The 23177-nt window shown below is 67.6% G+C and carries 26 protein-coding genes and 1 pseudogene; 12 read left to right on the top strand and 15 right to left on the bottom strand.

Annotated elements, in window-relative coordinates:
- Positions 1-38 precede the first annotated feature (38 nt).
- Positions 39-1577, top strand: coding sequence for a PucR family transcriptional regulator (locus ACFVWL_RS01275; protein WP_387177576.1), 1539 nt, complete (start codon positions 39-41; stop codon positions 1575-1577).
- Between the two features lie 15 nt (positions 1578-1592).
- Here ACFVWL_RS01275 and ACFVWL_RS01270 read toward each other — a convergent pair whose 3' ends face one another.
- From ACFVWL_RS01270 to ACFVWL_RS01245, 6 genes are all read right to left on the bottom strand, one after another.
- Positions 1593-2987: an aspartate aminotransferase family protein gene (locus ACFVWL_RS01270; protein WP_387177574.1), complete on the bottom strand. Its 1395-nt coding sequence runs from the start codon at positions 2985-2987 to the stop codon at positions 1593-1595.
- Positions 2984-3451: an Lrp/AsnC family transcriptional regulator gene (locus ACFVWL_RS01265; protein ID WP_387177572.1), complete on the bottom strand. Its 468-nt coding sequence runs from the start codon at positions 3449-3451 to the stop codon at positions 2984-2986. The genes ACFVWL_RS01270 and ACFVWL_RS01265 overlap by 4 nt, the downstream gene beginning before the upstream one ends.
- Positions 3452-3534: 83 nt before the next feature.
- The gene (locus tag ACFVWL_RS01260) at positions 3535-4695 is read right to left on the bottom strand and encodes an acyl-CoA dehydrogenase family protein (protein WP_387177571.1); all 1161 of its coding nucleotides are present in this window, start codon (positions 4693-4695) and stop codon (positions 3535-3537) included.
- The gene (locus ACFVWL_RS01255) at positions 4692-5450 is read right to left on the bottom strand and encodes an alpha/beta fold hydrolase (protein WP_387177569.1); all 759 of its coding nucleotides are present in this window, start codon (positions 5448-5450) and stop codon (positions 4692-4694) included. The genes ACFVWL_RS01260 and ACFVWL_RS01255 overlap by 4 nt, the downstream gene beginning before the upstream one ends.
- 70 nt (positions 5451-5520) lie before the next feature.
- Entirely contained in the window at positions 5521-6441 is a 921-nt protein-coding gene (locus ACFVWL_RS01250; RefSeq protein ID WP_387177567.1) for a sugar kinase, read from the bottom strand.
- A complete protein-coding gene (locus ACFVWL_RS01245) occupies positions 6438-7601 on the bottom strand; it encodes an MFS transporter (protein ID WP_387177565.1) in 1164 nt (387 codons plus the stop codon). Before ACFVWL_RS01245 ends, ACFVWL_RS01250 begins: the two co-directional genes overlap by 4 nt.
- Before the next feature lie 435 nt (positions 7602-8036).
- Here ACFVWL_RS01245 and nrdH point away from each other — a divergent pair, with 435 nt between their 5' ends.
- Genes nrdH through nrdF form a run of 4 tightly spaced genes read left to right on the top strand, consistent with a single transcriptional unit; the run spans position 8037 to position 11880 of the window.
- Positions 8037-8270, top strand: coding sequence for a glutaredoxin-like protein NrdH (gene nrdH / locus ACFVWL_RS01240; RefSeq protein ID WP_017828869.1), 234 nt, complete (start codon positions 8037-8039; stop codon positions 8268-8270).
- A gap of 6 nt (positions 8271-8276) precedes the next feature.
- Positions 8277-8711: a class Ib ribonucleoside-diphosphate reductase assembly flavoprotein NrdI gene (gene nrdI / locus ACFVWL_RS01235; protein ID WP_021199956.1), complete on the top strand. Its 435-nt coding sequence runs from the start codon at positions 8277-8279 to the stop codon at positions 8709-8711.
- Positions 8708-10852: a class 1b ribonucleoside-diphosphate reductase subunit alpha gene (nrdE, locus tag ACFVWL_RS01230; protein WP_387177562.1), complete on the top strand. Its 2145-nt coding sequence runs from the start codon at positions 8708-8710 to the stop codon at positions 10850-10852. Before nrdI ends, nrdE begins: the two co-directional genes overlap by 4 nt.
- A gap of 50 nt (positions 10853-10902) precedes the next feature.
- Positions 10903-11880, top strand: a complete 978-nt coding sequence (gene nrdF / locus ACFVWL_RS01225; protein WP_017828866.1) for a class 1b ribonucleoside-diphosphate reductase subunit beta — start codon at positions 10903-10905, stop codon at positions 11878-11880.
- Positions 11881-11993: 113 nt separating this feature from the next.
- On the opposite strand, the pseudogene ACFVWL_RS01220 reads toward nrdF, so the two are convergent.
- Together ACFVWL_RS01220 and ACFVWL_RS01215 are read right to left on the bottom strand one after the other, a co-directional pair.
- Positions 11994-12119 (bottom strand): annotated as a pseudogene (locus ACFVWL_RS01220) (site-specific integrase); the annotation flags it as partial.
- A gap of 138 nt (positions 12120-12257) precedes the next feature.
- Entirely contained in the window at positions 12258-13271 is a 1014-nt protein-coding gene (locus ACFVWL_RS01215) for a hypothetical protein (protein WP_387177560.1), read from the bottom strand.
- Positions 13272-13448: 177 nt separating this feature from the next.
- Between ACFVWL_RS01215 and ACFVWL_RS01210 the strand changes: the two genes are divergently transcribed.
- Genes ACFVWL_RS01210 through ACFVWL_RS01200 form a run of 3 tightly spaced genes read left to right on the top strand, consistent with a single transcriptional unit; the run spans position 13449 to position 16776 of the window.
- Complete coding sequence (locus tag ACFVWL_RS01210; protein ID WP_387177558.1) at positions 13449-15191, top strand: DUF4304 domain-containing protein; 1743 nt, start codon at positions 13449-13451, stop codon at positions 15189-15191.
- 10 nt (positions 15192-15201) lie between these two features.
- The gene (locus ACFVWL_RS01205; RefSeq protein WP_387177557.1) at positions 15202-16242 is read left to right on the top strand and encodes a hypothetical protein; all 1041 of its coding nucleotides are present in this window, start codon (positions 15202-15204) and stop codon (positions 16240-16242) included.
- A gap of 33 nt (positions 16243-16275) precedes the next feature.
- The gene (locus ACFVWL_RS01200; protein WP_387177555.1) at positions 16276-16776 is read left to right on the top strand and encodes a GNAT family N-acetyltransferase; all 501 of its coding nucleotides are present in this window, start codon (positions 16276-16278) and stop codon (positions 16774-16776) included.
- A gap of 6 nt (positions 16777-16782) precedes the next feature.
- On the opposite strand, the gene ACFVWL_RS01195 is transcribed toward ACFVWL_RS01200, so the two are convergent.
- Complete coding sequence (locus ACFVWL_RS01195; protein WP_387177553.1) at positions 16783-17394, bottom strand: flavodoxin family protein; 612 nt, start codon at positions 17392-17394, stop codon at positions 16783-16785.
- 90 nt (positions 17395-17484) lie between these two features.
- Between ACFVWL_RS01195 and ACFVWL_RS01190 the strand changes: the two genes are divergently transcribed.
- Positions 17485-17688: a hypothetical protein gene (locus ACFVWL_RS01190; RefSeq protein ID WP_136024181.1), complete on the top strand. Its 204-nt coding sequence runs from the start codon at positions 17485-17487 to the stop codon at positions 17686-17688.
- Positions 17689-17732: 44 nt separating this feature from the next.
- On the opposite strand, the gene ACFVWL_RS01185 is transcribed toward ACFVWL_RS01190, so the two are convergent.
- The 3 genes from ACFVWL_RS01185 to ACFVWL_RS01175 are packed head-to-tail and all read right to left on the bottom strand — an operon-like array spanning position 17733 to position 19152.
- Positions 17733-18335, bottom strand: coding sequence for a GNAT family N-acetyltransferase (locus ACFVWL_RS01185; protein ID WP_387177549.1), 603 nt, complete (start codon positions 18333-18335; stop codon positions 17733-17735).
- An 8-nt stretch (positions 18336-18343) separates the two neighbouring features.
- Positions 18344-18781: a zinc metallopeptidase gene (locus tag ACFVWL_RS01180; protein ID WP_387180892.1), complete on the bottom strand. Its 438-nt coding sequence runs from the start codon at positions 18779-18781 to the stop codon at positions 18344-18346.
- Positions 18778-19152, bottom strand: coding sequence for a helix-turn-helix domain-containing protein (locus tag ACFVWL_RS01175; RefSeq protein ID WP_387177547.1), 375 nt, complete (start codon positions 19150-19152; stop codon positions 18778-18780). Before ACFVWL_RS01175 ends, ACFVWL_RS01180 begins: the two co-directional genes overlap by 4 nt.
- Before the next feature lie 94 nt (positions 19153-19246).
- Here ACFVWL_RS01175 and ACFVWL_RS01170 point away from each other — a divergent pair, with 94 nt between their 5' ends.
- From ACFVWL_RS01170 to ACFVWL_RS01160, 3 genes are read left to right on the top strand one after another with little or no spacing between them, the layout of a single operon-like run.
- Positions 19247-19477 carry a helix-turn-helix domain-containing protein gene (locus ACFVWL_RS01170; RefSeq protein ID WP_387177545.1) on the top strand — a complete coding sequence of 77 codons (231 nt, stop codon included), beginning with the start codon at positions 19247-19249 and terminating at the stop codon, positions 19475-19477.
- A gap of 32 nt (positions 19478-19509) precedes the next feature.
- Positions 19510-20439, top strand: a complete 930-nt coding sequence (locus ACFVWL_RS01165; RefSeq protein WP_387177543.1) for an aldo/keto reductase family oxidoreductase — start codon at positions 19510-19512, stop codon at positions 20437-20439.
- Positions 20440-20477: 38 nt separating this feature from the next.
- Positions 20478-20864 (top strand): PLDc N-terminal domain-containing protein, encoded by a 387-nt coding sequence (locus ACFVWL_RS01160; protein ID WP_387177541.1) that lies wholly within the window; start codon positions 20478-20480, stop codon positions 20862-20864.
- Here ACFVWL_RS01160 and ACFVWL_RS01155 read toward each other — a convergent pair.
- From ACFVWL_RS01155 to ACFVWL_RS01145, 3 genes are read right to left on the bottom strand one after another with little or no spacing between them, the layout of a single operon-like run.
- Positions 20861-21850 (bottom strand): epimerase, encoded by a 990-nt coding sequence (locus ACFVWL_RS01155; RefSeq protein ID WP_387177539.1) that lies wholly within the window; start codon positions 21848-21850, stop codon positions 20861-20863. The genes ACFVWL_RS01160 and ACFVWL_RS01155 overlap by 4 nt on opposite strands.
- Positions 21847-22479 carry a DUF4166 domain-containing protein gene (locus ACFVWL_RS01150; protein ID WP_387177537.1) on the bottom strand — a complete coding sequence of 211 codons (633 nt, stop codon included), beginning with the start codon at positions 22477-22479 and terminating at the stop codon, positions 21847-21849. Before ACFVWL_RS01150 ends, ACFVWL_RS01155 begins: the two co-directional genes overlap by 4 nt.
- A 52-nt stretch (positions 22480-22531) precedes the next feature.
- The gene (locus tag ACFVWL_RS01145) at positions 22532-23149 is read right to left on the bottom strand and encodes a TetR/AcrR family transcriptional regulator (RefSeq protein ID WP_387177535.1); all 618 of its coding nucleotides are present in this window, start codon (positions 23147-23149) and stop codon (positions 22532-22534) included.
- Positions 23150-23177: the final 28 nt, after the last annotated feature.

Raw genomic sequence — 23177 nt, 5'->3', positions numbered from 1 at the left:
TACTCCTCAATGATCACAGAGGGAGAGAGCGTCGAGCGATGTCAGAACGTCAGGACTTCCACCCCATCCGGACAGATCGTCCGGCTCGCGACGACGCGCTTCTCACGATCGCCGATGTGCTCGCGGAGTCCGTGCTGCAGGCCGGCGCGCCCGAGGTCGTCGTCGGCGGCGCCGCGCTCGATGCGGCCGTGCGCTGGGTGCACGTGTCCGACAGTGCGGGTGTCGCCCGTCTGCTCGACGGCGGCGAGCTCCTGCTCAGCACCGGAGCCGGATGGCCGACCGCCGCCGACGAGCTGGGAGACTTCGCACTCGGCCTGTACCAGGCCGGAGTCGCGGGCATCGTGGTGGAGCTCGGGTCCGGCCAGACGCGCATACCGGATGCCGTCGTCGAGGTCTGCACGGAGCGCGGGCTCGCCCTGATCGCACTGCACAGCGAGGTCAAGTTCGTGGCCGTCACGGAGGCCGTGCATCGGGCGCTGATCGCCGCGCAGACCATGGCGCTGCGCGAACGCCAGCATCTGCATGACCTCTTCACGGCGCTGAGCCTGCGGGGAGCTCCCGCCGATGTCGTCGTCGCCGAGACGGCGCGAGCGCTCGGCGCACCTGTGGTGCTGGAGAACATGGCGCGCGAGGTGATCGCACACGAGACTCTGCGGATGCCGGTGGCGGAGGCGCTGGGAGAGCTGCGCTGGACGGATCGCATTCCTGTGCAGGCGCGCGGAGTGCGGTGGGGGACCCTGCTGGCGCTGCCGGGGCCCGTGCATCCGGCCGGTCGGCTCACCGTGCTCGAGCTGGGTGCGACGGCCCTCGCTTTCGGTTGTCTCGCCGACGACGGGGATTCCGAGTGGTCTCTGCTCGCGCAGCGTGGCCTCATCGACGATCTGCTCGGCGCGCGCTTCGCGAGTCCGGATGACATCGTGGCACGTCTCGCGACCAGCGGATTCACGTTCCTCGGGCGTCACTGTCATGGCATCGTGGCCCGCGGCGCAGAGTCGGCCGGACAGCTCGCGGAGCGTGCGGCGCAGTCCGGGTTCGCTGCGGTCGCCGCGCTGGTGGGCGACGACGTCGTCGCGCTGCTCTCGGTGCCGGCATCCGTCGCGCTCTCGGATGCGGTCGTCGTACGCATCGTCGGACCTGACCGCACGGTCTTCGTCGGACCGCCGGCGGATGATGTGCTGGGTCTGCTCGCCTCGCTGCGTGCGGCGATGGCGCTGGCGGCCGGCGATCGCTCGGATGCCGGTCCGCGAGTGCGGCGCGTGGAGGACCGCCCGCTGGAGCGCTTCGTCGCCTCGTTGCGTGACGACCATCGGCTGCTCGCACACAGCGAGCGGATGCTCGCCCCGATCGTGGCCTATGACCGCGAACGCCGGGGCGACCTGCTCGATGTGCTGTCGGCGCTGGTCGCCCATCCCGGCAATCGCTCAGCCGCGGCAGCCGCGAGCCACCTCTCGCGTTCGGTCTTCTACCAGCGCCTCACCGTGATCGGTGAGCTCCTCGAGATCGACCTCGATGACGGGGAGACGCTCGCGGCGCTCCACCTCGCCCTCCTGACGAGACGGAGCACCGCGGTCGGGTGATGGCGCACGTGCCGCTCAGAGCACGGACTGCGCGCGTGTCAGCACATCCCGCAGGATCTGTTCGATCTCGCGGAACTCCGAAGGGCCGACGGTGAGCGGCGGAGCGAGCTGGATCACGGGGTCGCCGCGGTCGTCGGCGCGGCAATAGAGGCCGGCCTCGAACAGGGCGGGGGAGAGGAAGCCGCGCAGCAGCCGCTCGGACTCCGCGTCGTCGAAGGTCTCCTTGGTCGACTTGTCCTTCACCAGTTCGATACCGAAGAAGTACCCGTCGCCGCGCACATCGCCGACCAGCGGCAGGTCGAGCAGCTTCTCGAGCTCGGCACGGAACAGCGGGGAGTTCTCGCGCACGTGCGCGTTCAGCCCCTCCTCGTCGAAGATCGCGAGGTTCTCGAGCGCGACCGCGGCCGACACCGGGTGCCCGCCGAACGTGTAGCCGTGCGGGAAGGACAGGTCGCCGTGCGAGAAGGGCTCGTAGATGCGGTCGCTGACGATCGTCGCGCCGATGGGGGAGTAGCCGCTCGTCATGCCCTTGGCGCACGTGATCATGTCGGGCACGTAGCCGAGTCCGGTGCACGCGAAGGTGTGGCCGAGACGGCCGAAGGCGCAGATGACCTCGTCCGAGACGAGCAGCACGTCGTGCCGGTCGCAGATCTCGCGTACGCGGGCGAAGTAGCCGGGAGGGGGCGGGAAACAGCCGCCGGAGTTCTGCACGGGTTCCAGGAAGACCGCGGCGACCGTGTCGGCCCCTTCGAACAGGATCATCTCCTCGATGCGGTCGGCCGCCCAACGCCCGAAGGCCTCGAGGTCGTCGGCGGGGCCGCCCATCTCGGCTGCCCGGTAGAAGTTCGTGTTGGGCACCCGGAAGCCGCCCGGGGTGACCGGCTCGAACATCGACTTCATCGCGGGGATGCCGGTGATCGCCAGGGCTCCCTGCGGGGTTCCGTGATAGGCCACCGCGCGCGAGATCACCTTGTGCTTGGCGGGCTTTCCCTGCAGCTTCCAGTAGTGCTTGGCGAGCTTGAACGCGGTCTCGACCGCCTCGCCGCCGCCGGTGGAGAAGAAGACCTTGTTGAGGTCGCCCGGTGCCTCGTCGGCAAGACGGTCGGCCAGCTCGATCGCCGCCGGGTGCGCATACGACCACAGCGGGAAGAATGCCAACTCCGATGCCTGCGCCGCCGCGGCCTCGGCCAGTCGACGCCGACCGTGTCCGGCGTTCACCACGAAGAGCCCGGCCAGGCCGTCGAAGTACTCCTTGCCCTTGGCATCCCAGATCCGGTGCCCGTCGCCCTTGACGATGATAGGCACACCCGATTCGGCCATCGTGGACTGCCGCGTGAAGTGCATCCAGAGATGGTCCTTCGCCATCGTCTGCAGTGCGGACTCGGAAGGGATGGTACGTGCGGTGCTCATCTGGTCCCCCAGTTGTAGAGCTGCTTCTGCAGCTTGGCGTAGATGAAGGTTTCGGTGGAGAGGACGCCATCGATCGGACGGATGACGTCGTTGATCAGCGCGAGCAGATCGTCGTCGTCCTCGCAGACCACTTCGGCGAGGACGTCGAAGGACCCGACCGTGATGACGACGTAGTCGACGGCCTCGATCGCGGCGATGGCCTCGGCGACGCGCCGCGCATCGCCGGAGACGCGGACGCCGATCATGGCCTGGCGGTGAAAGCCCAGCTGCATCGGATCGGTGACGGCGACGATCTGCATGACGCCCGACTCGGTCAGCCGCTGCACCCTCTGGCGCACGGCGGCCTCGCTCATCCCGACGGTGCGGCCGATCTCGGAGTACGAACGACGGCCGTCCTCTTGGAGCAGCTCGACGATCGTCTTCGAGACCGCATCGAGGGAGGGGTGCTTCTTCGCCGGACTCATGGTGCGATCCTGGCACTCCAGGATGCTCTCGGCAACCGATTTCGCAGAATCTGGCTATTCGTCCAGCGGAATCGGCAAGAATCTCAGCTTTCGAGCGGTCCCAGCCAGGCGCTCGCCGCGGTCGAATGCGCGGATTCGGGATCGGAGGGGTGGAACGCCCCCGCCAGCACGTCGCGATAGAGCCGTGACAGTTCGTTGGCGGAGAAGTACGACCCGCCGCCGGCGACGAGCATCGCCTCGTCGACGACGTGCTTGGACATCGTGATCGCCCGGTGCTTGACCCCGGAGAGCTGCGGGAACCAGCGAGCGCCGTGATCGACGCGATCGTCGACATCACGCGCGAGGGCGGCGATCTGCGGCGGCAGCGCGTCGTAGGCGATGGCCATGTCGGCGATGCGCCAGCGGATGTCGGGGTCTTGGCTGTAGGCGAGGCCCGTCTTCTTCGAGTGCCGCTTCTGCGCCGTCGTCACCGCGAGTTCCAGCGCCCGGCGGGCGATGCCGGTGTAGACGGACGCCAGCAGGATCTCGAACACCGAGAAGATGCCGAACACGATGGGGTCGGGGCTGGGCCCCGGGGCGATGCGCCGCACCACGTGCGCGGCATCGGCCACGGCGCCGTTCAGCCGTGTGGTCCGGCTCTGCGTCCCCCGCATGCCGAGGGTGTCCCAGTCGTCGGAGGTGGTGACCGCATCTGTGCGCTCCACGAAGGCGAACACGAGCTTCGGAGCGTCGGGGTCGGTGGTGTCGAGACCGTGCAGACCCAGGCGCGTCCATACCGGAGCGAGGGAGGTGAAGATCTTCGTGCCGGTGAACGCGTAGCCGCCGTCGCCGTCGGGCACTGCTGCGGTGTCGCTGCCGAACAGCACCAGGTCGTTGCCGCCCTCGCTGATGCCGAAGGCGAAGACCTCGCCCGCGGCCGCGCCGTCCTGCACGAACTCGAGGCCGGGGACGCCGCGGTCGGAGAAGACCTTCGCGACGCCGGTCCACACGAGGTGCATGTTGATGGCCAGGGCCGTCGCCGGTGCGGCACCGGCGAGGCGCTGCTGCAGGATCGCGGCCTCGGCGAGACCGAGCCCTGCGCCGCCGCGCTCGGTCGGCACCAGGATCGACAGGTAGCCGGCCGCCCGTAGCTCGTCGAGGTCTTGCTGGGGGAAGGTGTTCTCGCGGTCATGGATCGGCGCGCGCTCGCGGATGCGCTCGAGAAGGTCGTCGGGAAGGAATGCTGCGGGATCGAACGTGCTCATGCCAGTGCCTCCAGAAGCTGACGGACGGATTCCTCGGGGCGGTCGCGATGCAGCGAGTGCCCTGCGCCCTCGACGACGGACAGGGAGATCAGGGGGTTCGCGGCGAGCACCTCGTCGGCGAGCTCTCCCGTGAAGATGCTGTAGACCGCGGGGTCGGCGCCGATCACATGCGTGGGCACGCTCAGACGCGCGGCCTCGGCGCGCACGTCCCATGGCTGGTTCTGGGCGCTGGTCTGCTCGACCGCCCACGCGCTCGCACGCAGCACGGCGTCGACCTTGAGCTCCTGGTCCTGCGGATGCCAGTGCGGATGCTCCTGCTGCACGACCTCGAGCCGGGTGTCGGCGAATGCGCGCTCCTGGCTCCTGCGGACGATCGCCGCGTCGCGACCGTCCACGTGGATCGCGGGGTCGATGAGCACCAGACGCCGGGTCCATTCCGGAGCGGATGCCGCGGCGACCGTGCTGGCCGCACCGCCGAGCGAGTGGCCGATGACCGCGTCCCAGGCGCCGCCGTCCTCCGGGAGCGTATCGGCGAGGTCGGCGCCGTATGCGGCGACGGAGTAGTCGCGGGAGCGCGGAGCATCGCCGTGACCCCGGAGATCGACGGCTGTGGCGTGCCACCCGGCCTCGGCGAGAGCGTCGCCGAGGCGCCACATCAGTGCGCCGGACGACCCGAGGCCATGAACCAGAAGAGCTCGACGGGATGCCGAGGGAGAGCCCCACGAGATGCGGGGCAGAGCGAGGAGCGCGGGCATGGCACCAGCCTACGACCGGGGGAGCGCGCGAGTCCTCGTGCGGGGGATCGCGCCGCGCAGCTGGTCTGTATCAGGCGAGCGGCACCAGCGGCGGAAGGTCCGCGGCGATCGTCAGCACACGCTCGGCGGCCGCGTGACCGGCGGAGAGGCGCGCGGCGAGGTCGGCTCCGTCGAGGGTCGCCGCGAGGAATCCGGAGGCGAACGCGTCTCCGGCGCCGACCGGTTCGACCACCTCGACCACGGGGGCGGGCACGAAGACCGGCTCGGCATCGCCGTCGAAAGCGGTGGCTCCGACATCCCCGTCCTTGACGACCAGCAGCGCGCAGTTCGGCAGGAAGGCGCGGATCTCGGTCGGTGTCACGGTGCCCCAGATGCGCTCGGCTTCGTCGCGACCGACGAAGGTGATGTCGGCGGCGTCAGCCAAGCGCGCGAGAGTGGCGGCGGCATCCTCTTTGCTCCACAGAGGACGGCGGTCGTTCACGTCGAACGATACGAGGGCGCCGGCCGAGCGTGCGTCGGTGAAGAGCTGATCGACCATCTCGCGGCAGGACGTGGAGAGGGCGGGGGTGATCCCGGTGGTGTGCACGATCCGCACGCCGTCGAGCTGCGCCGCCGTCAGGAACCCCGGCTCCATGCGGGAGGCGGCCGACCCTCGCCGGTAGTAGTAGACGGTAGAGGACTCGGCACCCGGGTCCTTGAACATCACTCCGGTCGGGGCGGCGTCATCGCGCGCGACCCACAGTTCCACGCCGCGGCGCTCGAGCTCGGTGGCGACCCTGTCCCCGAGCGGGTCCGCACCCACTCGCGACGCCCAGGCGACACGGTGCCCGGTGGCGGCCACACCGGCGGCCACGTTGGACTCGGCGCCGGCCAGGCCGACCGACGCGGCTGCCGCTTCGGCGAGCGGGGCGTCCGTCGGGGTGATCAGCGCCATGGTCTCGCCGATGCAGACGATCTCGGGGGCAGAGGCCGGAGAGGAAGAAGAGCTCATGAGGGGGTGACCGCCAGGGGTTCGGTGTCGGGATGCGGGCTCGCGTCGCGGTGACGCAGGTCGGGGAAGGAGCGGACGAAGACGATGGCCACGATCAGTCCGACTGCGGCGAAGATCGTGGCGGCGAGGTAGGCGCCGCGCCAGTCGCCGACGTCGACGAGGAAGCCGGCGACGGCGGATCCTGCGGCGGCGCCGATGAGCTGCCCGGTGCCCGCCCATCCGAAGGCCTCCGCGGTCTCGCTGAACTTCACGCTGGCCGAGGTGATGGCGAAGAGCACGGCGAGGGCCGGAGCGATGCCGATGCCGGCGAGGATCAGGGTGCCGCCCAGCCAGAAGACGTTGAGCATGACCATCGTCAGGCCGAGACCGATCGTCACGATCAGCAGGCGGCGGGCCATGGCCCACGGGCCGATGGGGATGTGGCCGAAGGCCAGGCCGCCGGCGAGGCTTCCTGCCGAGAACACCGCGAGCACGAGACCTGCGGCGAGGCTTCCGTGTTCGAACGTCGCGACGACCCCGACCTCCACGGCCGCGCAGGCCCCGATCAGGAGGAAGCCGATCACGGTCGCCAGCAGCACGGGCGGCTTGAGCGCGACCTTGCCGAGAGCGTTGCGGCTGCGGGGGATACGGACCCGTCCGACCTCGGGGGAGAGGATGAACCACGCGCCGCCGCCGACGAGGATGATCGCCACCAGCAGCAGACCCTCGGCGGTGCCGATCTGGGTCGAGACGAGCGTGATCACGACGGGGGCCAGCACCCAGATGATCTCCTGCAGCGACGCGTCGAGGGAGAACAGCGGCGTGAGGTTCGAGGAGTTGACGAGCTTCGGGTAGATGGTGCGAACCGCGGCCTGGACCGGCGGGGTGGAGAGGCCGGCCACCATACCGAGCGCCATGTATCCCGGCACTTCGAGCGGGAGCAGGGCGAGGCACAGCACGGCCACGACGCACACCGACAGCGTGAGGGTGATCACGCGTCGCATGCCCCACACGCCCATCCATCGGCTGGTGATGGGGCCGGCGATCGCCTGCCCCACGCTGGTCGCGGCGAGGACCAGACCGGCGGATCCGTAGGACCCGGTCTGTTGCTCGACGTGCAGCAGGATCGCCAGCGACATCATCCCGTTGGGGAAGCGCGCCGTCAGCTGAGCAGCGATCATGCGCGCCACTCCGGGCGTGCGAAGAAGATCCCGATATCCCGCCACCAGACCACGGTACCGGGCGGCGGGGCGGGTCGCCGTAGAGGTCGATCCGCGACACGCCCGCGACACGCCGAAGGTCGATTTCCACAGGAATCCGAATGTCGGTGGGGGCCCGTAGCGTCCCCCCTGTGGATGGATCGCTCACAGGGGCTTCCCAGCCGCGATTTCACGGGGTTCGAGTGCCTCCGGAAGGGGTCTCAGCCTGTGGAAGAAACGGTGGAGAACCTGTGTTGTATCTGTAGAGAACGGTGGATAACTACACGGATGTAACTACTACCCCTTGTGGTCGCCCCCAATGTCGGTCCCCATATGTAGTATTGAAGTCCCGGCAGGGGGTCTACCGGGAAACAGCCTGATGAGAAGCAGGCCAGAGATTTGAGGGGTTACGAAAAGATGTCGATCACGGTCTACACAAAGCCTTCCTGCGTTCAGTGCAACGCCACCTACCGTGCCCTCGATGCCAAGGGCATCGAGTACGAGATCCTCGACCTGTCGGAAGACCCGACGGCGCTCGAGCAGGTCAAGGCGCTCGGCTACATGCAGGCACCCGTCGTCGTCACCGACGAGGGGCACTGGTCGGGCTTCCGTCCCGACAAGATCGACGAGCTCGCCTCCCGTCTGGCGTGATGCCGCATGAGCGCCGTCGCGACCGCAGCGCCGCTCCTGATCTACTTCTCGAGCGTCTCGGGTAACACCGCGCGGTTCATCGAGAAGCTCGGGCTCCCGTCCCGACGCATCCCCCTTCACCGACACGAAGAAGACCTCGTCATCGACGAGCCCTTCGTGCTGGTCACCCCCACCTACGGCGGGGGAGCGGGGCGCGGCGTCGAGAAGGGTGCAGTTCCGAAACAGGTGATCCGGTTTCTCAACGACGAGCGCAACCGGCGCCACATCCGCGGCGTGATCTCCGCGGGCAACACCAACTTCGGCGATGCCTTCTGCCTCGCCGGTGACATCATCAGCCGCAAGTGCAACGTGCCTCACTTGTATCGGCTCGAGATCTTCGGCACACAAGACGATGTGGATCGCGTGAGCGACGGATTGGAACGACGGTGGCAGCTTCAGTGACCGAGACAGTGGCATTCAAGGCGAACCCCTCTTATGAGGGACTCGACTATCACGCCCTCAACGCGATGCTCAACTTGTACGACGCGAACGGCAAGATCCAGTTCGACGCCGACAAGCGCGCCGCGCGGGAGTACTTCCTGCAGCACGTGAACCAGAACACGGTGTTCTTCCACTCGCTCAAGGAGCGCCTGGACTACCTCGTGGAGAAGGAGTACTACGAGGGCGCCGTCATCGAGAAGTACTCGATGGAGTTCATCCAGAAGCTCAACGACCTGGCCTACGGCAAGAAGTTCCGCTTCGAGACGTTCCTCGGCGCGTTCAAGTACTACACGAGCTACACGCTCAAGACGTTCGACGGCAAGCGCTACCTGGAGCGCTTCGAGGACCGCGTCGTGATGACCGCCCTCGGCCTCGCCGACGGCGATGAGAAGCTCGCGGTCGCGCTCGTCGAGGAGATCATCTCCGGACGCTTCCAGCCGGCCACCCCGACGTTCCTCAACGCCGGCAAGGCGCAGCGCGGCGAGCTCGTCAGCTGCTTCCTGCTGCGCATCGAAGACAACATGGAGTCGATCGCCCGCGGCATCAACTCCGCACTGCAGCTCTCCAAGCGCGGTGGCGGCGTGGCCCTGCTCCTGTCGAACATCCGCGAGTCGGGTGCGCCGATCAAGCAGATCGAGAACCAGTCCTCGGGCATCATCCCCGTGATGAAGCTCCTCGAAGACAGCTTCAGCTACGCGAACCAGCTCGGTGCGCGTCAGGGCGCGGGTGCGGTGTACCTCAACGCCCACCACCCCGACATCATGCGCTTCCTCGACACCAAGCGTGAGAACGCCGACGAGAAGATCCGCATCAAGACGCTCTCGCTGGGCGTCGTGGTTCCCGACATCACGTTCGAGCTCGCCAAGAACGACGAAGACATGTACCTGTTCTCGCCGTACGACGTCGAGAAGGTCTACGGCGTGCCGTTCGGTGACATCTCGGTCACCGAGAAGTACCGCGAGATGGTCGACGACCCCCGCATCAAGAAGACCAAGATCAACGCGCGCGAGTTCTTCCAGACCGTCGCCGAGATCCAGTTCGAGTCCGGCTACCCGTACGTCATGTTCGAAGACACGGTGAACAAGGCCAACCCGATCAAGGGTCGGATCAACATGTCCAACCTGTGCAGCGAGATCCTGCAGGTGAACACGCCGACCACCTACAACGACGACCTGTCGTACGACAACATCGGCAAGGACATCTCCTGCAACCTCGGCTCGATGAACATCGCGCTGTCGATGGACGCCGACGACCTCGGACAGACCGTCGAGACGGCGATCCGTGCGCTCACCGCGGTCAGCGACCAGAGCCACATCGGCTCGGTGCGCTCGATCGAAGACGGCAACGACCGCTCTCACGCGATCGGCCTCGGCCAGATGAACCTGCACGGCTACCTCGCTCGCGAGCACGTGTACTACGGCTCCGAAGAGGGCATCGACTTCACGAACATCTACTTCTACACGGTGCTGTTCCACGCGCTGCGTGCGTCGAACAACCTCGCCATCGAGCGCGGCACGACGTTCGACGGATTCGAGGACTCGACCTACGCGTCGGGGGAGTTCTTCGACAAGTACATCGACCGCGCCTGGGTGCCCGAGACCGAGAAGGTCAAGGAGCTCTTCGCCGGCAAGCACATCCCGACGCAGGACGACTGGGCCGAGCTGAAGGCTTCCATCCAGAAGCACGGCATCTACAACCAGAACCTGCAGGCCGTCCCGCCGACCGGTTCGATCTCGTACATCAACAACTCGACGTCGTCGATCCACCCGATCGCGTCGAAGATCGAGATCCGCAAGGAAGGCAAGCTCGGTCGCGTCTACTACCCGGCGGCGTTCATGACGAACGACAACCTGGAGTACTACCAGGACGCGTACGAGATCGGCTACGAGAAGGTCATCGACACGTACGCGGCTGCCACGCAGCACGTCGACCAGGGCCTGTCGCTGACGCTGTTCTTCAAGGACACCGCCACGACGCGTGACATCAACAAGGCGCAGATCTACGCATGGCGCAAGGGCATCAAGACGATCTACTACATCCGTCTGCGTCAGCTGGCGCTCGAGGGCACCGACATGGCCGAGTGCGTCTCGTGCATGCTCTGACCTGTTGCTGACCTGAGAACGCGGCTGAACCCCGAGAAACGACGAAGAAAATGACTCCCGAAAGACTCAAGCTGGTCTCCAGCGTGCAGGCGATCAACTGGAACCGCATCCAGGACGACAAGGACCTCGAGGTCTGGAACCGTCTGGTGAACAACTTCTGGCTGCCGGAGAAGGTGCCGCTGTCGAACGACGTGCAGTCGTGGAACACGCTCACCCCCGACGAGCAGCTGCTCACCATGCGGGTGTTCACCGGTCTCACGCTGCTCGACACCATCCAGGGCACCGTCGGCGCCGTGTCGCTGATCCCCGACGCGATCACGCCTCACGAAGAGGCCGTGTACACGAACATCGCGTTCATGGAGTCGGTGCACGCGAAGAGCTACTCCTCGATCTTCTCGACCCTCGCGTCGACGAAGGAGATCGACGAGGCGTTCCGCTGGTCCACCGAGAACCCGAACCTTCAGAAGAAGGCTCAGATCATCATGGACTACTACCAGGGCGACGACCCGCTCAAGCGCAAGGTGGCCTCCACCCTGCTGGAGTCGTTCCTGTTCTACTCGGGCTTCTACCTGCCGATCTACTGGTCCTCGAAAGCGAAGCTGACGAACACGGCCGACCTGATCCGCCTCATCATCCGTGACGAGGCGGTGCACGGGTACTACATCGGCTACAAGTTCCAGAAGGGCCTTGAGAACGAGACCCAGGAGCGTCGCGATGAGCTCAAGGACTACACGTTCTCGCTCATGTACGAGCTCTACGACAACGAGGTGCAGTACACGCAGGACCTCTACGACGGTGTCGGTCTGACCGAAGACGTCAAGAAGTTCCTGCACTACAACGCCAACAAGGCCCTCATGAACCTGGGCTACGAGGCGATGTTCCCCTCCAGCGTCACGAACGTGAACCCGGCGATCCTGTCGGCGCTCTCGCCGAACGCCGACGAGAACCACGACTTCTTCTCGGGGTCGGGCTCGTCGTACGTCATCGGCAAGGCCGAGGCCACGGAAGACGACGACTGGGACTTCTGAGAAACGCTGGTCAGCGGCGCATTCGCTGACAAACCAAAGGCCCCCGGCTGGCTGCTCATTACGAGCGGTTGACCGGGGGCCTTTTGTGTGTGCCCACGTTTTGCCCACATTCCTTACGAGACGGCCGCCTTACGAGCAGCGCTCATCGCGCGGGCCAGAGTTTCGAGGTCGTCGTCGAACAGGTCGGCGTAGACATCGAGCGTCATGGCCGCGGAGGCGTGGCCGAGCACGCGTTGCACGAATAGCTCGACTTCAGGCAGGACACGAGCCAACTGCGGCAGGCCTGCGCCAAGTGCGTCGACGCAGCACAAGAGGTCTTTGAGACTCTCTGAACTTCGTGCACAAGCGAAGGTCTACCGTATGGAAGAGCCGCGGAATCACTCGATTCCGCGGCTCTTCTCGTGGGCCAAGCGGGCTCGTCGCTCCTCCTCGCGCTTCGAGTACGTGGCGGCGCGGATCGCATCGTCGGATTCCAACCCCGTCCCCAAAGCCCCGCCGAGTGTCGCGGCCGACGCGACGAACCAGGTGAGCACGAACAGATCCTCGACGCCGACGGCACGGCCGAGGGCTTCGCTCATCACCGTCGTGTCGAGGACGAACAGCGCCCAGGCCAGGTTCACTACGTACAACGCCAGATAGCAGATGATGATGCCGATGGTCAGAGTCAGCAGCGTCGAAGTGTTGTAGAGACGGGATCTCTCTCGTGCCTGTGCCGAGTCGTCGTCGTCGGGGCGGTCCCAGAGTCGACCGTCGATCACTATCCAGGCGATGATGATCGCGATGGAGGCCAACGTCGCGGCCGCCAGGCGCCAACCCGACAGCGAGATGGCGAGCGACCACACCGTCGGCTCGATCGTCGCCACCGCGCCGGTCGCCAGGGCCGCGACCAGAGCGGACTTGAGGCCGGCAGCGAGAAGCCATGGGCGGTTCGCCAGCACCATGCCCAGAAGCACGCGTCCCCGGGCGCTGAGGCGGGGAAGCGGCAGGCGCTGCTCGTCGGACGAGGCGGGTTCGGCCATTCCGCTGACGAGCCCTCGCACCGCGTGGCGGGCGCGGGTCTGCACCCGGTAGCCGCCCAGGGCGGGCAGGGACAACACGGCGGACTGGCGTCGAGGATCGATCGCCGCCAGCAGGTAGCGGCCGTCGTCGTCGCGAAGCGGAAGCTCAGTGACGCCGACGACGAGATCCCACCGGTTCTGCTCGGCGTACGCTCGAAGCCGTTCGAGGGCGACATCCACGTCTTCAGAACCGAGTGTGAACGGCTCGCTCACGAGTTCGACGATCCAACCGTCGGCCTCGGTGGCAACCGGCGGGCTGAGGTCGGTCATCCGACGCGCGACGGCCGTGGGCGAAGCCGGGTCGGCCACGAGGCCCACTCGGATCGGCTCCATCTCCGCAACCTACACCCGCCTCGAGCTGACCGCATCGGCATCTGCGCCGCCTGAGTGGGTGGGTGTCCGAGAGGAGATCCGAGTGAATACAGGCACGCTCGCGCCCGGACGCGGCGATGTCATCGGCCACCCATAGAATTCGGGAATGCGCACGCACCGAAGTCGCCCTGGAGAGCCATGCCCCTGACGCGCGAGATGCTCCTCCACGAGATGGAGGCGACCCTCGACCGCGTCGGCGTCGGCATGAACGACTGGCCCGAGGGGGTCGACGTCACGACGCTGTCACCTCGTGGTCAGCTCGTGGCGCTGCTGCTCGTCATGGACGTCAGCCCCAGGCGTGTGAACGGATGGCCGTTCCGGTCAGTGGAAGACGAGATCGTGCGCTTTCTGCCGCGGAAGAATCTGCCCTGGGACTCCGACACGGCCGTGTTCGCGCTGCAGGCCGCGTTGAAGGTCGACTGCATGACCTACATCTGCGGACCGGCTCTGCGGGGCGCGGAGAAGGCGATGGCTGACGGTCACGTCGATACCGCCCTGTACGAGGCACTCGACGCCTGCCTCGATCATCTCTCGGGGCTCACGACCGGTCGACTCGGTGGTCGGTGGAAGGTAGACCACGATCGCAAGTTCGCGGACCGGCTGCTGGCCTCTTTCCTCCCACCCGGAGTCCTCGACCTGACGGCCGTCCAGGACGGTGACGAGTGGGCGGAACGGGCGCGGCAGCTGGCGCGCGCGCACCCGGTCGACGACGTCGAGCCGCTGATCCGCCACCTTGCTTTGCTCGGTCACAAGGCACCGTCCCAGACCTGGCAGCGACAGCTGCAGGAGGTGCTGCGCCCCGGGGCCGCCCGCGTTCTCATCGGGGAGTGGGTCGGCGCGGCACGCGACACCGGGGTCGCCGAAGACGGACATCTCTACGCACCCTCGAATGAAGACCTGGTGCGCGCTGCCGTGATCGCGTCACGCTCGATGGACGTGACCGAGGCTCCCTCGGAGGTGCTGGGCGCCCTGGTGCGGCAGGGCGCGGAGACCCGTCCTCCCTCTACGGAGTCCCTGGCCCTTCGCGTGGCCAGCGCGGCCGTGGACACACTCGCGCAGCGCGGCGCCGACAGTGACGTGGCCGAACTGGAAACTCTCCTCGACGACATCTCCCGCCGCGACCTGCTGAAGCGCATCGGCGCGGCGCTCGGGTCCGAGGCGGTCGCACGCGCGGAGAAGCGCGACGCCGACCTCAAGAAGCAGAAGGCCGCCGCCGTGCGGGCGAAGGCGAGCCCCATCCCGAAGCTCCTGCGCGGAGAGGTCGACCGCATGCTGGAGGAACATGTGAACGGCAAGATGCGCGAGCTGGGCTTCCGCAAATCGGGTCGCACCTGGCGCCGGTGGGTGGATGCACGCGTGGAGCTCGTCGATTTCTACTCCAGCGATCTGTACATGAGCGTGCAGTACGGGGTGCTGTTCGAAGGCCTGCATCCCGAAGGCGGCCCGGCGACGCAGCGGGATCCGAAGCGGGTGAAGCCCTTCGAACTCGACCTGCTCGTGTCCGACACCGGATGGTTCGCCGACGACGACGTGCTCGACGTGCTCGCCGAGCGCGTGCGCACGGAGATCGTCCCGTTCCTGCAGCGCTGTGGCGGCCGCACCGCGCTCTTCGAGCTGCTGCTGCACGGGGTGGGCCTGCCGCCGGTCGTCGACCGCGGGGATCCGAGGTTCCAGGACACGGACTACTCCGTGTCCTGGCGCAGGAGGCCCGCGCAATCGGGTGTCCTGCTCGGAGCGCTCGCCTGCATCGACGGCGACCGTGCCGCAGCGGAGAGCTGGCTCGGCGCGGCGGATCGGCAGGTCGATCCTCTCAGCCACCACGCCACGAAATCCGAGATCGACTACTGGCGGGGGCGCGCCGCCGCCCTGCCTGCGTCATAGCATCGTCTCGATGACCGAGGAGACAGCCGCTGAAGCGCGCGTGCGTGTGAAGGTGACGCGCACGCTCGTGCGCAATCCCCTCATCGTGGGCGCCGTGCTGTTGCTCGCGGCCATCGCGTTCACGCTGCTGGGCGATGACCTGAGCTTCTTCCCGTTCCTGCTCATGCTGGTCGGAGGTTGGTGCTTCGGGTTCGCGTTCGTGAATGCGACGCAGGCAATGGTGCCGGCGCGCAACGGGGCGATCCTGCATCTCGGCGTCGCCATCGTGCTCGGCGCGCTCGTCGCGTTCGTCGTGGAGTTCGGGGGCGATCTGCTCGATCCGTTCCCCGAGGCGGTGCGTGGCGTCGCGGTGGTCCTGCAGCTCGCGGCGATACCGGCCGCCGGGTGGATCTGGCTCGCGCTCATCGGTCGTGTCACCGACTTCTTCGCGCGTCGGGACGCGAAGAAGAAGCCGCTGCCGGTGACGCCGGAGTGGGAGCGGGAGGAGAGCGGCGACGGGTCGATCGTGCGCTTCCCCGCCATCGAGCTCCGGCTGCGCACCCTCACCCAGGCGATCGTCGCGATCGTCGTGGTCGTCGGGCTGTTCGGCGTCGTCCTGCTGATCGCACTCGACGACATCGTGATGCGGATGGGCCCTCGGATCGCGATCGTCCTCATGGGAATCGTGGTCGGACTTCCGGTGTATCTCGTGTTCACGGCGATCCTGCGTCGACGCACGGCGCAGTGCACGGTCGCATTCGGGAACGACGAGCTGCGCGTGCAGGTGGACGCCGTGATGCACAGGATCCCCTTCCGAGAGCTCGAGTTCCTGCGCTGGCGGTGCCGTAGCGACTATGCGCGCATCGAGGTGCGCGGCGCCGGATCCGATCTGTCGCTGTTCGCCGGGCTCGCCAAGCCGCCCCGTGGCTCCTCCGCCGAGCTCCCCGCCCTGCCGCGACGGGTCTATCGACGACTCGAGCGGGCAGGACTCACGGTCGAGAAAGCGCGCAGGGGAGAGGTCATCACGTTCCGAGGGCCGTCAGAATCCGCGTCGCGCGCACCCGCGCACTGACCGGATGTCGCAGGCGCGTGCCATGATCTCGGCATGGAAGCCCTCCGACTCCGAATCTGGTCCGAGAACGACCTCGAGCTGCTGCACGCGGCCAACACCCCGGAGATGACCGCGCATCTCAACGGACCGGAGACCGACGACGAGATCCTCGAGAGGCACGCCCGCTATCTGCGCCTCGTCGCCTCCGGTGAGGCCCGGATGTTCGTCATCGAAGACGACGAAGGAGCAGCGCTCGGATCGATCGGCCACTGGCACGTCGTGTGGCGGGAGGAGCCGGCGCTCGAGACGGGATGGTTCGTCCGGCCCGAGGCGCAGGGGCGCGGGGTGGCATCGACCGCCCTCGCTCTGCTCGCCGAGGATGCTCGTGCGCATCGGGGCGAGAGGCGGTACCTGACGGCATTCCCGGGGGTCGAGAACCCGGCATCGAACGGAGTCTGCCGCCGCAACGGGTTCACGCAGGCGGGGTCGCTGACGATGGAGTTCCGCGGCGCTGAGCTGACCGTGAACGAGTGGGCCCTCGACCTCACCACGTGACCGAGGTCACTCGGCCGGATACTCCTGTGCCTTGAGCAGCCGGGCCAGGTGCGCAGCGTTCCGCGTCGCCGTTCCGATCGCCGAAGCGACCTTCTCCGGGGTCTTGTCGAGGTCCTGGTAGTCGGTGGTGTGCATCGCCTCGCCGTTCCAGTAGACCGAACCCTGCGCGGCGACCGTGAAGCCGACGTCGTTCAGCGACTGGAAAAGGATAGCGGCGATGTGATGGGCTCCGTCCTCGTTGCCGACGATGCCCGCGATGGCCACCTTGTCGAACAGGGTGGGGCGTCCGCGCGCATCCGTCTCGCCGAGCTCTGCATCGAGGCGTTCGAGCACACGCTGCGCCACGCTCGAGTGCTGTCCCATCCACGTGGGCGTGACGAACACGAGGATGTCGGCGTCCAGCACGCGGCGACGGATCTGCGGCCACTCGTCGTCGCCGCCCATGTCCTTCTCGACTCCAGGGCTGAGGGAGAGGTCGACGGCGCGCACGAGGTCTCCGGTGACGCCGTGGTCGGCGAGGGCATCGAGCAGCTGGGTCGCGAGGAGATCGGAACTGGAGGAGGCGGGCGACGGCTTCAGCGTGCAGGAGATGGCGACCGCGGTGAGTGGTGTCTTCATGCTCCGAGCAGACCAGACGATGAAGAACGTGCACAGGGGGTTTCCGAGTCCGGGCTATCCTGGTAGACGGCACCGACGACAGGAGATCCCGTGATCCTCAGCTTCCTCTTCTTCATGATCCTCTTCATCGGAGGCATCCTGCTGATGGGCATCTCCTTCGGGCTGCCGGCGTTCCAGGCGCTCGCGTTCTGCGGTGGCCTCCTGCTGGTGACCCTGGCCATGGCCTTCATCTTCCGCCAGGGCGGCTCGGCCACCCGCCGGTCGAACAACTGGTCGGGCAACGCCACCGAGTGACCCAGGGCGGTCTGCGCGTCGCCGGACGACGCGCCTGACCGCGCTCACCGTCGTCGGGCGAGCCTCGCTTCGAGGTTCGCCCGGACTGCGGGCCACTCCGGCTCGATGATCGAGTACTCCACGCTGTCGCGCAGTGCGCCGTTGCGGTAACGGCTCATGGCGCGCATCACGCCGTCCTGCTTGGCGCCGAGCCGTTCGATGGCCGTGCGCGACTGGAAGTTCACCCACTGCGTCGTGAGACCGACACGGAAGACCCCGAGGGTCTCGAAGGCGTGGCGGAGCAGTAGCAGCTTCGACTCGGCGTTCGTGCCGGTGCCGTGCGCCGAAGGCCGGTTCCAGGTGAAGCCGATGTGCAGCCGTGGCACATCGGCGACGATGTCGTAGTACGACGTGAGCCCCAGGATGCGACCGGAGGCGTCGAATGCGGTGAAGGGGATCATCTCGCCCTTCTCGATCAGCCCGATGCGTCGCTCGACCTCTGCGGCCACGCCGTCGGGCGTGGGGACCGACGTGTACCACGCCGTCTTCCACAGATCGCCCTCCTCCACGGCCTCGATCAGTCCCTCGACGTGCGCGATGTCGAGGGGGCGGAGCTCGACGAGTTCGCCGGTGAGTGCGACGGGGGAGGGGGCGACGAGGAAGGTCATGACGATATTCAACCAGCGACGGGGAGCGCCTGACGCAACAGGCGCTGGTAGGCCATGACCAACTCGATCGTGACATCCATCTCGAACGCGAGGCTGGCGAGATGCGGTCCGCGAACCTCCTCGGCCTCGGCATAGGCGCGCGGAGTGATGAGCCGACTCGCCGCCCACTCGTCTGCCTGGCGCTCCTGCTGGGCGCGGATCGCAGGGGTCGGCGCGGGGAAGTGGCCCAGACAGGCGTGTCCGAGTTCGTGGGCGAGCACACTGCGGGTCGTTCGTGCGCTCATCCCGGGGCTCAGACGGATCGTGCGCGTCGCGGGGTCATAGCCGCCGCGCGTGCGACCGGGCCGCTCGACCACGCGCACGCGCTGCTCATCGGCGAGGCGGAGCAGGTGCTGCATGATCTCCTCCTCGTGCGATCCCGCGCGCCGGGATGAGGCCCGGTCTATTCGTAGAGGTCGTCGGTGTCGGCGTCGTGCCGGACGCCGGATTCGAAGGCGACCTCTCGGGTATCTTCGCGTGTGCCGACGACATCGGGTGCGCGTCGGATCGGCGTGATGCGCGCAGTGGTCTCGCCGTCTGCGCGCAGACGCTCTTCGGCGCGAGCGAGCAGCACGTGGGGTTCGACGCCGAGGCTGGCGCAGACCGCGTAGACGACGGGAACGGGGATCGCGCGCTTGCCCGTCACGTAGTTGTCGAGCGCGCTGCGGGCGATCCCGATGCCGCGCGCCATCCCGGCGATGCTGCTCCGCGATGCGGCGATCTCCGCGCGCATCTGTCGACCGACAGCGTCGTTGAACTCCTCGGCAGGTGTCTTCACCTGGCTCACCATAGCAGCGCCCCGACGCCAGAATGCTGCCATTCTGGCCCATTCGACCCCCATGCGTGTCCGTGTGTGGCGGTAGTGTAGGCGTATGGGGACAGAATTGCGTCATTTGCTCGCATCCGAAGTCGACGGGGCCCGGTTCCACGCCGGAGTGTCCTTCTCTGAGCTGTCCGACCGCTCGGGCATCGAGCCTGGCGCGCTGGGCAACCTGCTCGACGGCATGGAAGACTTCACCGTCGTCGATCTCGTGCGCATCGCCGAGGTCCTCGGTGTTCCGGTCACCGCTCTGCTCCCCGGTGCGGCGACCGACGATTCCTGACAGCGTCGGTGCCGGGCGGTAGCGTGGTGAACATGAAGACAGTGTCGTTCGGATCCGCCACCGCCCCCGCCGTGATCGCCGGCATGATGCGCATCGACGACAAGGACGACGCTCACATCCGCACGCTGTACGAAACCGCCCGTGCGGCAGGCATCGACTTCTTCGACCACGCCGACATCTACGGCGGGAGCATGCATCACTGCGAGGCGCGGTTCGCCGATGCGCTGCAGCTCACCTCTTCCGAGCGCGACGAGATCGTTCTCCAGACGAAGTGCGGCATCGTGCCGTCGATGGGGATGTTCGACTTCTCGTACGAGCACATCGTCGCGCAGGTCGAGGGTTCGCTCGCGGCTCTGCGCACGGACCGCCTCGACGTGCTCCTGCTCCACCGTCCCGACGCGCTCGTCGAGCCCGAGGAGGTCGCCCGGGCGTTCGACGACCTGGAGAGCGCCGGCAAGGTGAAGGCGTTCGGCGTCTCCAACCACACGCCACGCCAGATCGACCTTCTCCGTACGGCGGTCCGACAGCCGTTGGTCGCGAATCAGCTGCAGCTGTCGATCACGCACGCGCCGATCATCGCGCAGCCGGTCGCGGCCAACATGGCGGCGACCGAGCAGAGCGTGGTGCGTGACGGCGGCGGCATCGTGGAGTACTGCCGCATCAACGGCATCACGATTCAGGCCTGGTCGCCGTTCCAGGACGGCTTCTCCCACGGGGTGTTCCTCGGCAACCCCGCGTACGCCGAGCTGAATGCCGTGATCGACCGCCTCGCGGCCGCCTACGACGTGACGCCCATCGCCATCGCCACCGCGTGGATCACCCGCCACCCCGCCGGCATGCAGGTCGTGCTCGGCACCACCACTCCGCAGCGCGTGCAGGATGCGGCAGTCGGTGCCGACATCGCGCTCACCCGCCCCGAGTGGTACGAGCTGTTCCGCGCGGGTGGGCACCTGCTTCCGTAGCCGGAGCATCCCGTCTCGGCGTCGTCTACCCTGAACTCATGTCGTTCCTGTTCTCGCTCCTCGTCATCGCGCTGATGATCGGCGCGCTGATCGACATCATCACGCGAGACAGCTCTCTCGTGAAGTTCCTGCCCAAGCTGGCGTGGATCATCATCGTGATCCTGCTGCCGCTGATCGGCGGGCTGCTGTGGTTCGGGCTCGGCCGAGAGTACGGCGACTCCGGAATCCAGATGCCTCGGATGCGGAAAGCGGAACGGCCCGCGGCGCCGACCGATGTGCGTCCGGCGCCGCCGAGGGACAACCGGACGACCGAGCAGCAGATCGCCGACCTCGACCGAGAGATCGAGGAGTGGCGACTGCGCCAGGAGGTCGAGAAGAAGCGCGGGACCGACGGCGACGCGTCCACCGGCTCGGCGAGCTCCTAACGCCTGGGCGGTCGGGCTTCCACGTCCGGTGACCGGTCGAACGACTCGCGGATCGCGTCTTCGAGCGTCGGGTATCGGAACTCGAACCCCGCCGCTATGAGCTTCTCCGGCAGCACCCACCGGCTCTTCAGGATCAGCTCGGTCTCGGTGCGCATGCCGATCGCTCCGAGCTCCAGCATCCATCGCGGCATCGGCACACCGACGCGTACGCCCAGAACACGGCGAACCGTCGCCATGAACTCGGCGTTGTCGACCGGGTGCGGGGATGCGGCGTTGACGGGGCCTTCGAGGGAGGGCGTCTGCTCGAGGAACTCGATGATGCGGGCGACGTCTTCGATGTGCACCCAGCTGAATCGCTGGTGACCACGACGCGCACCCGGGAAGTGGCCGGTGCCTGCGGCGCGTCGTGCTGCGCTGACCGGCCAGCGTCCGTCGTACTGCGACCCTCCGAGCCCGAACCGAGCCAGGTTTCTCACCGGGCCGAGGACGCCACCGTGGCCCAGGACGATCGTGCTGCGCAGGGCGACGCGACGGGTGGAAGGAAGATCGTCGGCGAAGAGCGCCTTCTCCCACGCCTTGGCGACCTCGACCGAGAAGCCGGTGCCGATCTCGCCGGTCGACTCGGTCATCGGACGGTCTTCGGCGTGGCGGTAGATGGTCGCCGTCGAGGAGTTCACCCAGAGCGCCGGCGGCGTCGAGGCCCGCGCGATCGCGGTGCTCAGCGAGGCGGTGGTGTCGACGCGGGAGCGGAAGATCTCCGCGCGATTCTCCGGCGTGTACCGGCAGTTGACACTCTTGCCGGCGAGCCCGATCACGAGGGCCGCGCCGTCGACGGCGCGGTCGATCTCCACCTGGTCGCCCCACCGGATGTCGGCACCCGAACGGGAGATCGTGACGACCTCCCGGCCCTCGGCGCGGAATCGCGGCAGGAGGAAGCGACCCAAGAATCCTGTGGATCCGCCGATGACGACCCGCCCTGCGCTCATGCGATCTGCTCCTTCTCGGAATGCCGGATGCGATAGGTGAAGTCGCCGCGGTATTCATACACGCGGCCGAGGAGCGGTGCGTCGACGGTCAGCGCCATGCGCTGCCGGGCGAGGGCATCGTCGAAGCGCTCGGTGAGGCGGATCACGGGCGCGAGCGGACCGGGGATGCGCACCCGGAAGCGTCCGAGACGCAGGCCGACCGCGCGGCTGGTGAGGTGCAGTGCCCCCTGTCGTACCTCGACGTCGAAGCAGGCCGCGAGGAGTCCGGGCTCACCGAGTTCGTCGACGACTCGACCGTGCCGCGTGAGCGCAGCCGCATCGCGCATGGTCCAGGGCCCGCGCGTGAAGTGGAAAGTGCGTTCGCCGATGGCCCGGGACGCGATCGTGCGGTTCTCCACGCGGAACGGCACATCGCGCTCCCATCCGGCCGCGACCACACCGCGGCGTTCGAGAAGGCGCAGGAACGGCCACAGCCATCGTCGCGGGGTGCCGACGCGCTGGAACACGCCCTCGCCGATGCCCACGGCGCCATCCGGGATCGCCTCGAAGTAGGCGCGCAGTCGGGGGTGCAGATCGTCGATGCGCTCGCCGAGTGCCCGGGCGTACGGGGACTGCGGCACGGGCGTCACGATTCGAGCCTAGCCCGATCGCCGGTGGCCTCGACCCATCCGTGCGGGCCGCTCAGGACGCGGGTCGCAGCAGCCGGTCGAGGAGGGTGAGCGCCTCGTGCTGAGGCGCGGTCTCGTCGAGCAGCCACTGCGTCTGCAGTCCGTCGGATGCGGCCACGACGAGGGCGGCGACCGCGTCGGGATCGAGATCGTCGCGGATCCGCCCTTCGTCCTGCTGGTGTCGAACGACGTCGGCGAGTCGGGCGCGGAGGCGGGTGAATCGACCGGTGGCGAACGTGCGCGCTGCCGGGTGCCCCTCTTCGAGGGCGGTGGCGACGAGCGTCGAATACAGCTGCACGAGACCGGGGATCGAGCGGTTGATGCGGGCGGACTCGATCATCATCTCCACCGGCGTGGCGTCTTCCGCAGGGGAGCTGGGCTGTCGCGCCGGCACGGTGCTCTCCTCATAGACGGCGACGAGGAGCTCTTCCAGCGAGCCGAAGTAGTGCGTGAGGGCCGCATGGGTGACGCCCACCTCGCGCGCGATCGCCCGGAGGCTGGTGCGGTCGGCACCGCGCTCGGCGAAGACCTCGATGGCACGGTCGAGGATCTCCTGTCGTCGAGCGATCCCCTTGGCGTAGGTACCGCGTTGGCGCGGCGGCTCGGCGTGCGCGGACGTGTCGGCGGGCATGGGAGGAGTCTAGCGAACCAAAACTTCC

This window comes from Microbacterium sp. NPDC058269 (assembly GCF_042881445.1).
Lineage (GTDB): Bacteria > Actinomycetota > Actinomycetes > Actinomycetales > Microbacteriaceae > Microbacterium.
This window is presented reverse-complemented; position numbering and strand designations above follow the sequence as displayed.

Coding starts and splice junctions, on each gene's coding strand:
- ACFVWL_RS01275 (WP_387177576.1), top strand. CDS start 39: ATGTCAGAACGTCAGGACTTCCACCCCATCCGGACAGATCGTCCGGCT.
- ACFVWL_RS01270 (WP_387177574.1), bottom strand. CDS start 2,987: ATGAGCACCGCACGTACCATCCCTTCCGAGTCCGCACTGCAGACGATG.
- ACFVWL_RS01265 (WP_387177572.1), bottom strand. CDS start 3,451: ATGAGTCCGGCGAAGAAGCACCCCTCCCTCGATGCGGTCTCGAAGACG.
- ACFVWL_RS01260 (WP_387177571.1), bottom strand. CDS start 4,695: ATGAGCACGTTCGATCCCGCAGCATTCCTTCCCGACGACCTTCTCGAG.
- ACFVWL_RS01255 (WP_387177569.1), bottom strand. CDS start 5,450: ATGCCCGCGCTCCTCGCTCTGCCCCGCATCTCGTGGGGCTCTCCCTCG.
- ACFVWL_RS01250 (WP_387177567.1), bottom strand. CDS start 6,441: ATGAGCTCTTCTTCCTCTCCGGCCTCTGCCCCCGAGATCGTCTGCATC.
- ACFVWL_RS01245 (WP_387177565.1), bottom strand. CDS start 7,601: ATGATCGCTGCTCAGCTGACGGCGCGCTTCCCCAACGGGATGATGTCG.
- nrdH (WP_017828869.1), top strand. CDS start 8,037: ATGTCGATCACGGTCTACACAAAGCCTTCCTGCGTTCAGTGCAACGCC.
- nrdI (WP_021199956.1), top strand. CDS start 8,277: ATGAGCGCCGTCGCGACCGCAGCGCCGCTCCTGATCTACTTCTCGAGC.
- nrdF (WP_017828866.1), top strand. CDS start 10,903: ATGACTCCCGAAAGACTCAAGCTGGTCTCCAGCGTGCAGGCGATCAAC.
- ACFVWL_RS01215 (WP_387177560.1), bottom strand. CDS start 13,271: ATGGAGCCGATCCGAGTGGGCCTCGTGGCCGACCCGGCTTCGCCCACG.
- ACFVWL_RS01210 (WP_387177558.1), top strand. CDS start 13,449: ATGCCCCTGACGCGCGAGATGCTCCTCCACGAGATGGAGGCGACCCTC.
- ACFVWL_RS01205 (WP_387177557.1), top strand. CDS start 15,202: ATGACCGAGGAGACAGCCGCTGAAGCGCGCGTGCGTGTGAAGGTGACG.
- ACFVWL_RS01200 (WP_387177555.1), top strand. CDS start 16,276: ATGGAAGCCCTCCGACTCCGAATCTGGTCCGAGAACGACCTCGAGCTG.
- ACFVWL_RS01195 (WP_387177553.1), bottom strand. CDS start 17,394: ATGAAGACACCACTCACCGCGGTCGCCATCTCCTGCACGCTGAAGCCG.
- ACFVWL_RS01185 (WP_387177549.1), bottom strand. CDS start 18,335: ATGACCTTCCTCGTCGCCCCCTCCCCCGTCGCACTCACCGGCGAACTC.
- ACFVWL_RS01170 (WP_387177545.1), top strand. CDS start 19,247: ATGGGGACAGAATTGCGTCATTTGCTCGCATCCGAAGTCGACGGGGCC.
- ACFVWL_RS01165 (WP_387177543.1), top strand. CDS start 19,510: ATGAAGACAGTGTCGTTCGGATCCGCCACCGCCCCCGCCGTGATCGCC.
- ACFVWL_RS01160 (WP_387177541.1), top strand. CDS start 20,478: ATGTCGTTCCTGTTCTCGCTCCTCGTCATCGCGCTGATGATCGGCGCG.
- ACFVWL_RS01155 (WP_387177539.1), bottom strand. CDS start 21,850: ATGAGCGCAGGGCGGGTCGTCATCGGCGGATCCACAGGATTCTTGGGT.
- ACFVWL_RS01145 (WP_387177535.1), bottom strand. CDS start 23,149: ATGCCCGCCGACACGTCCGCGCACGCCGAGCCGCCGCGCCAACGCGGT.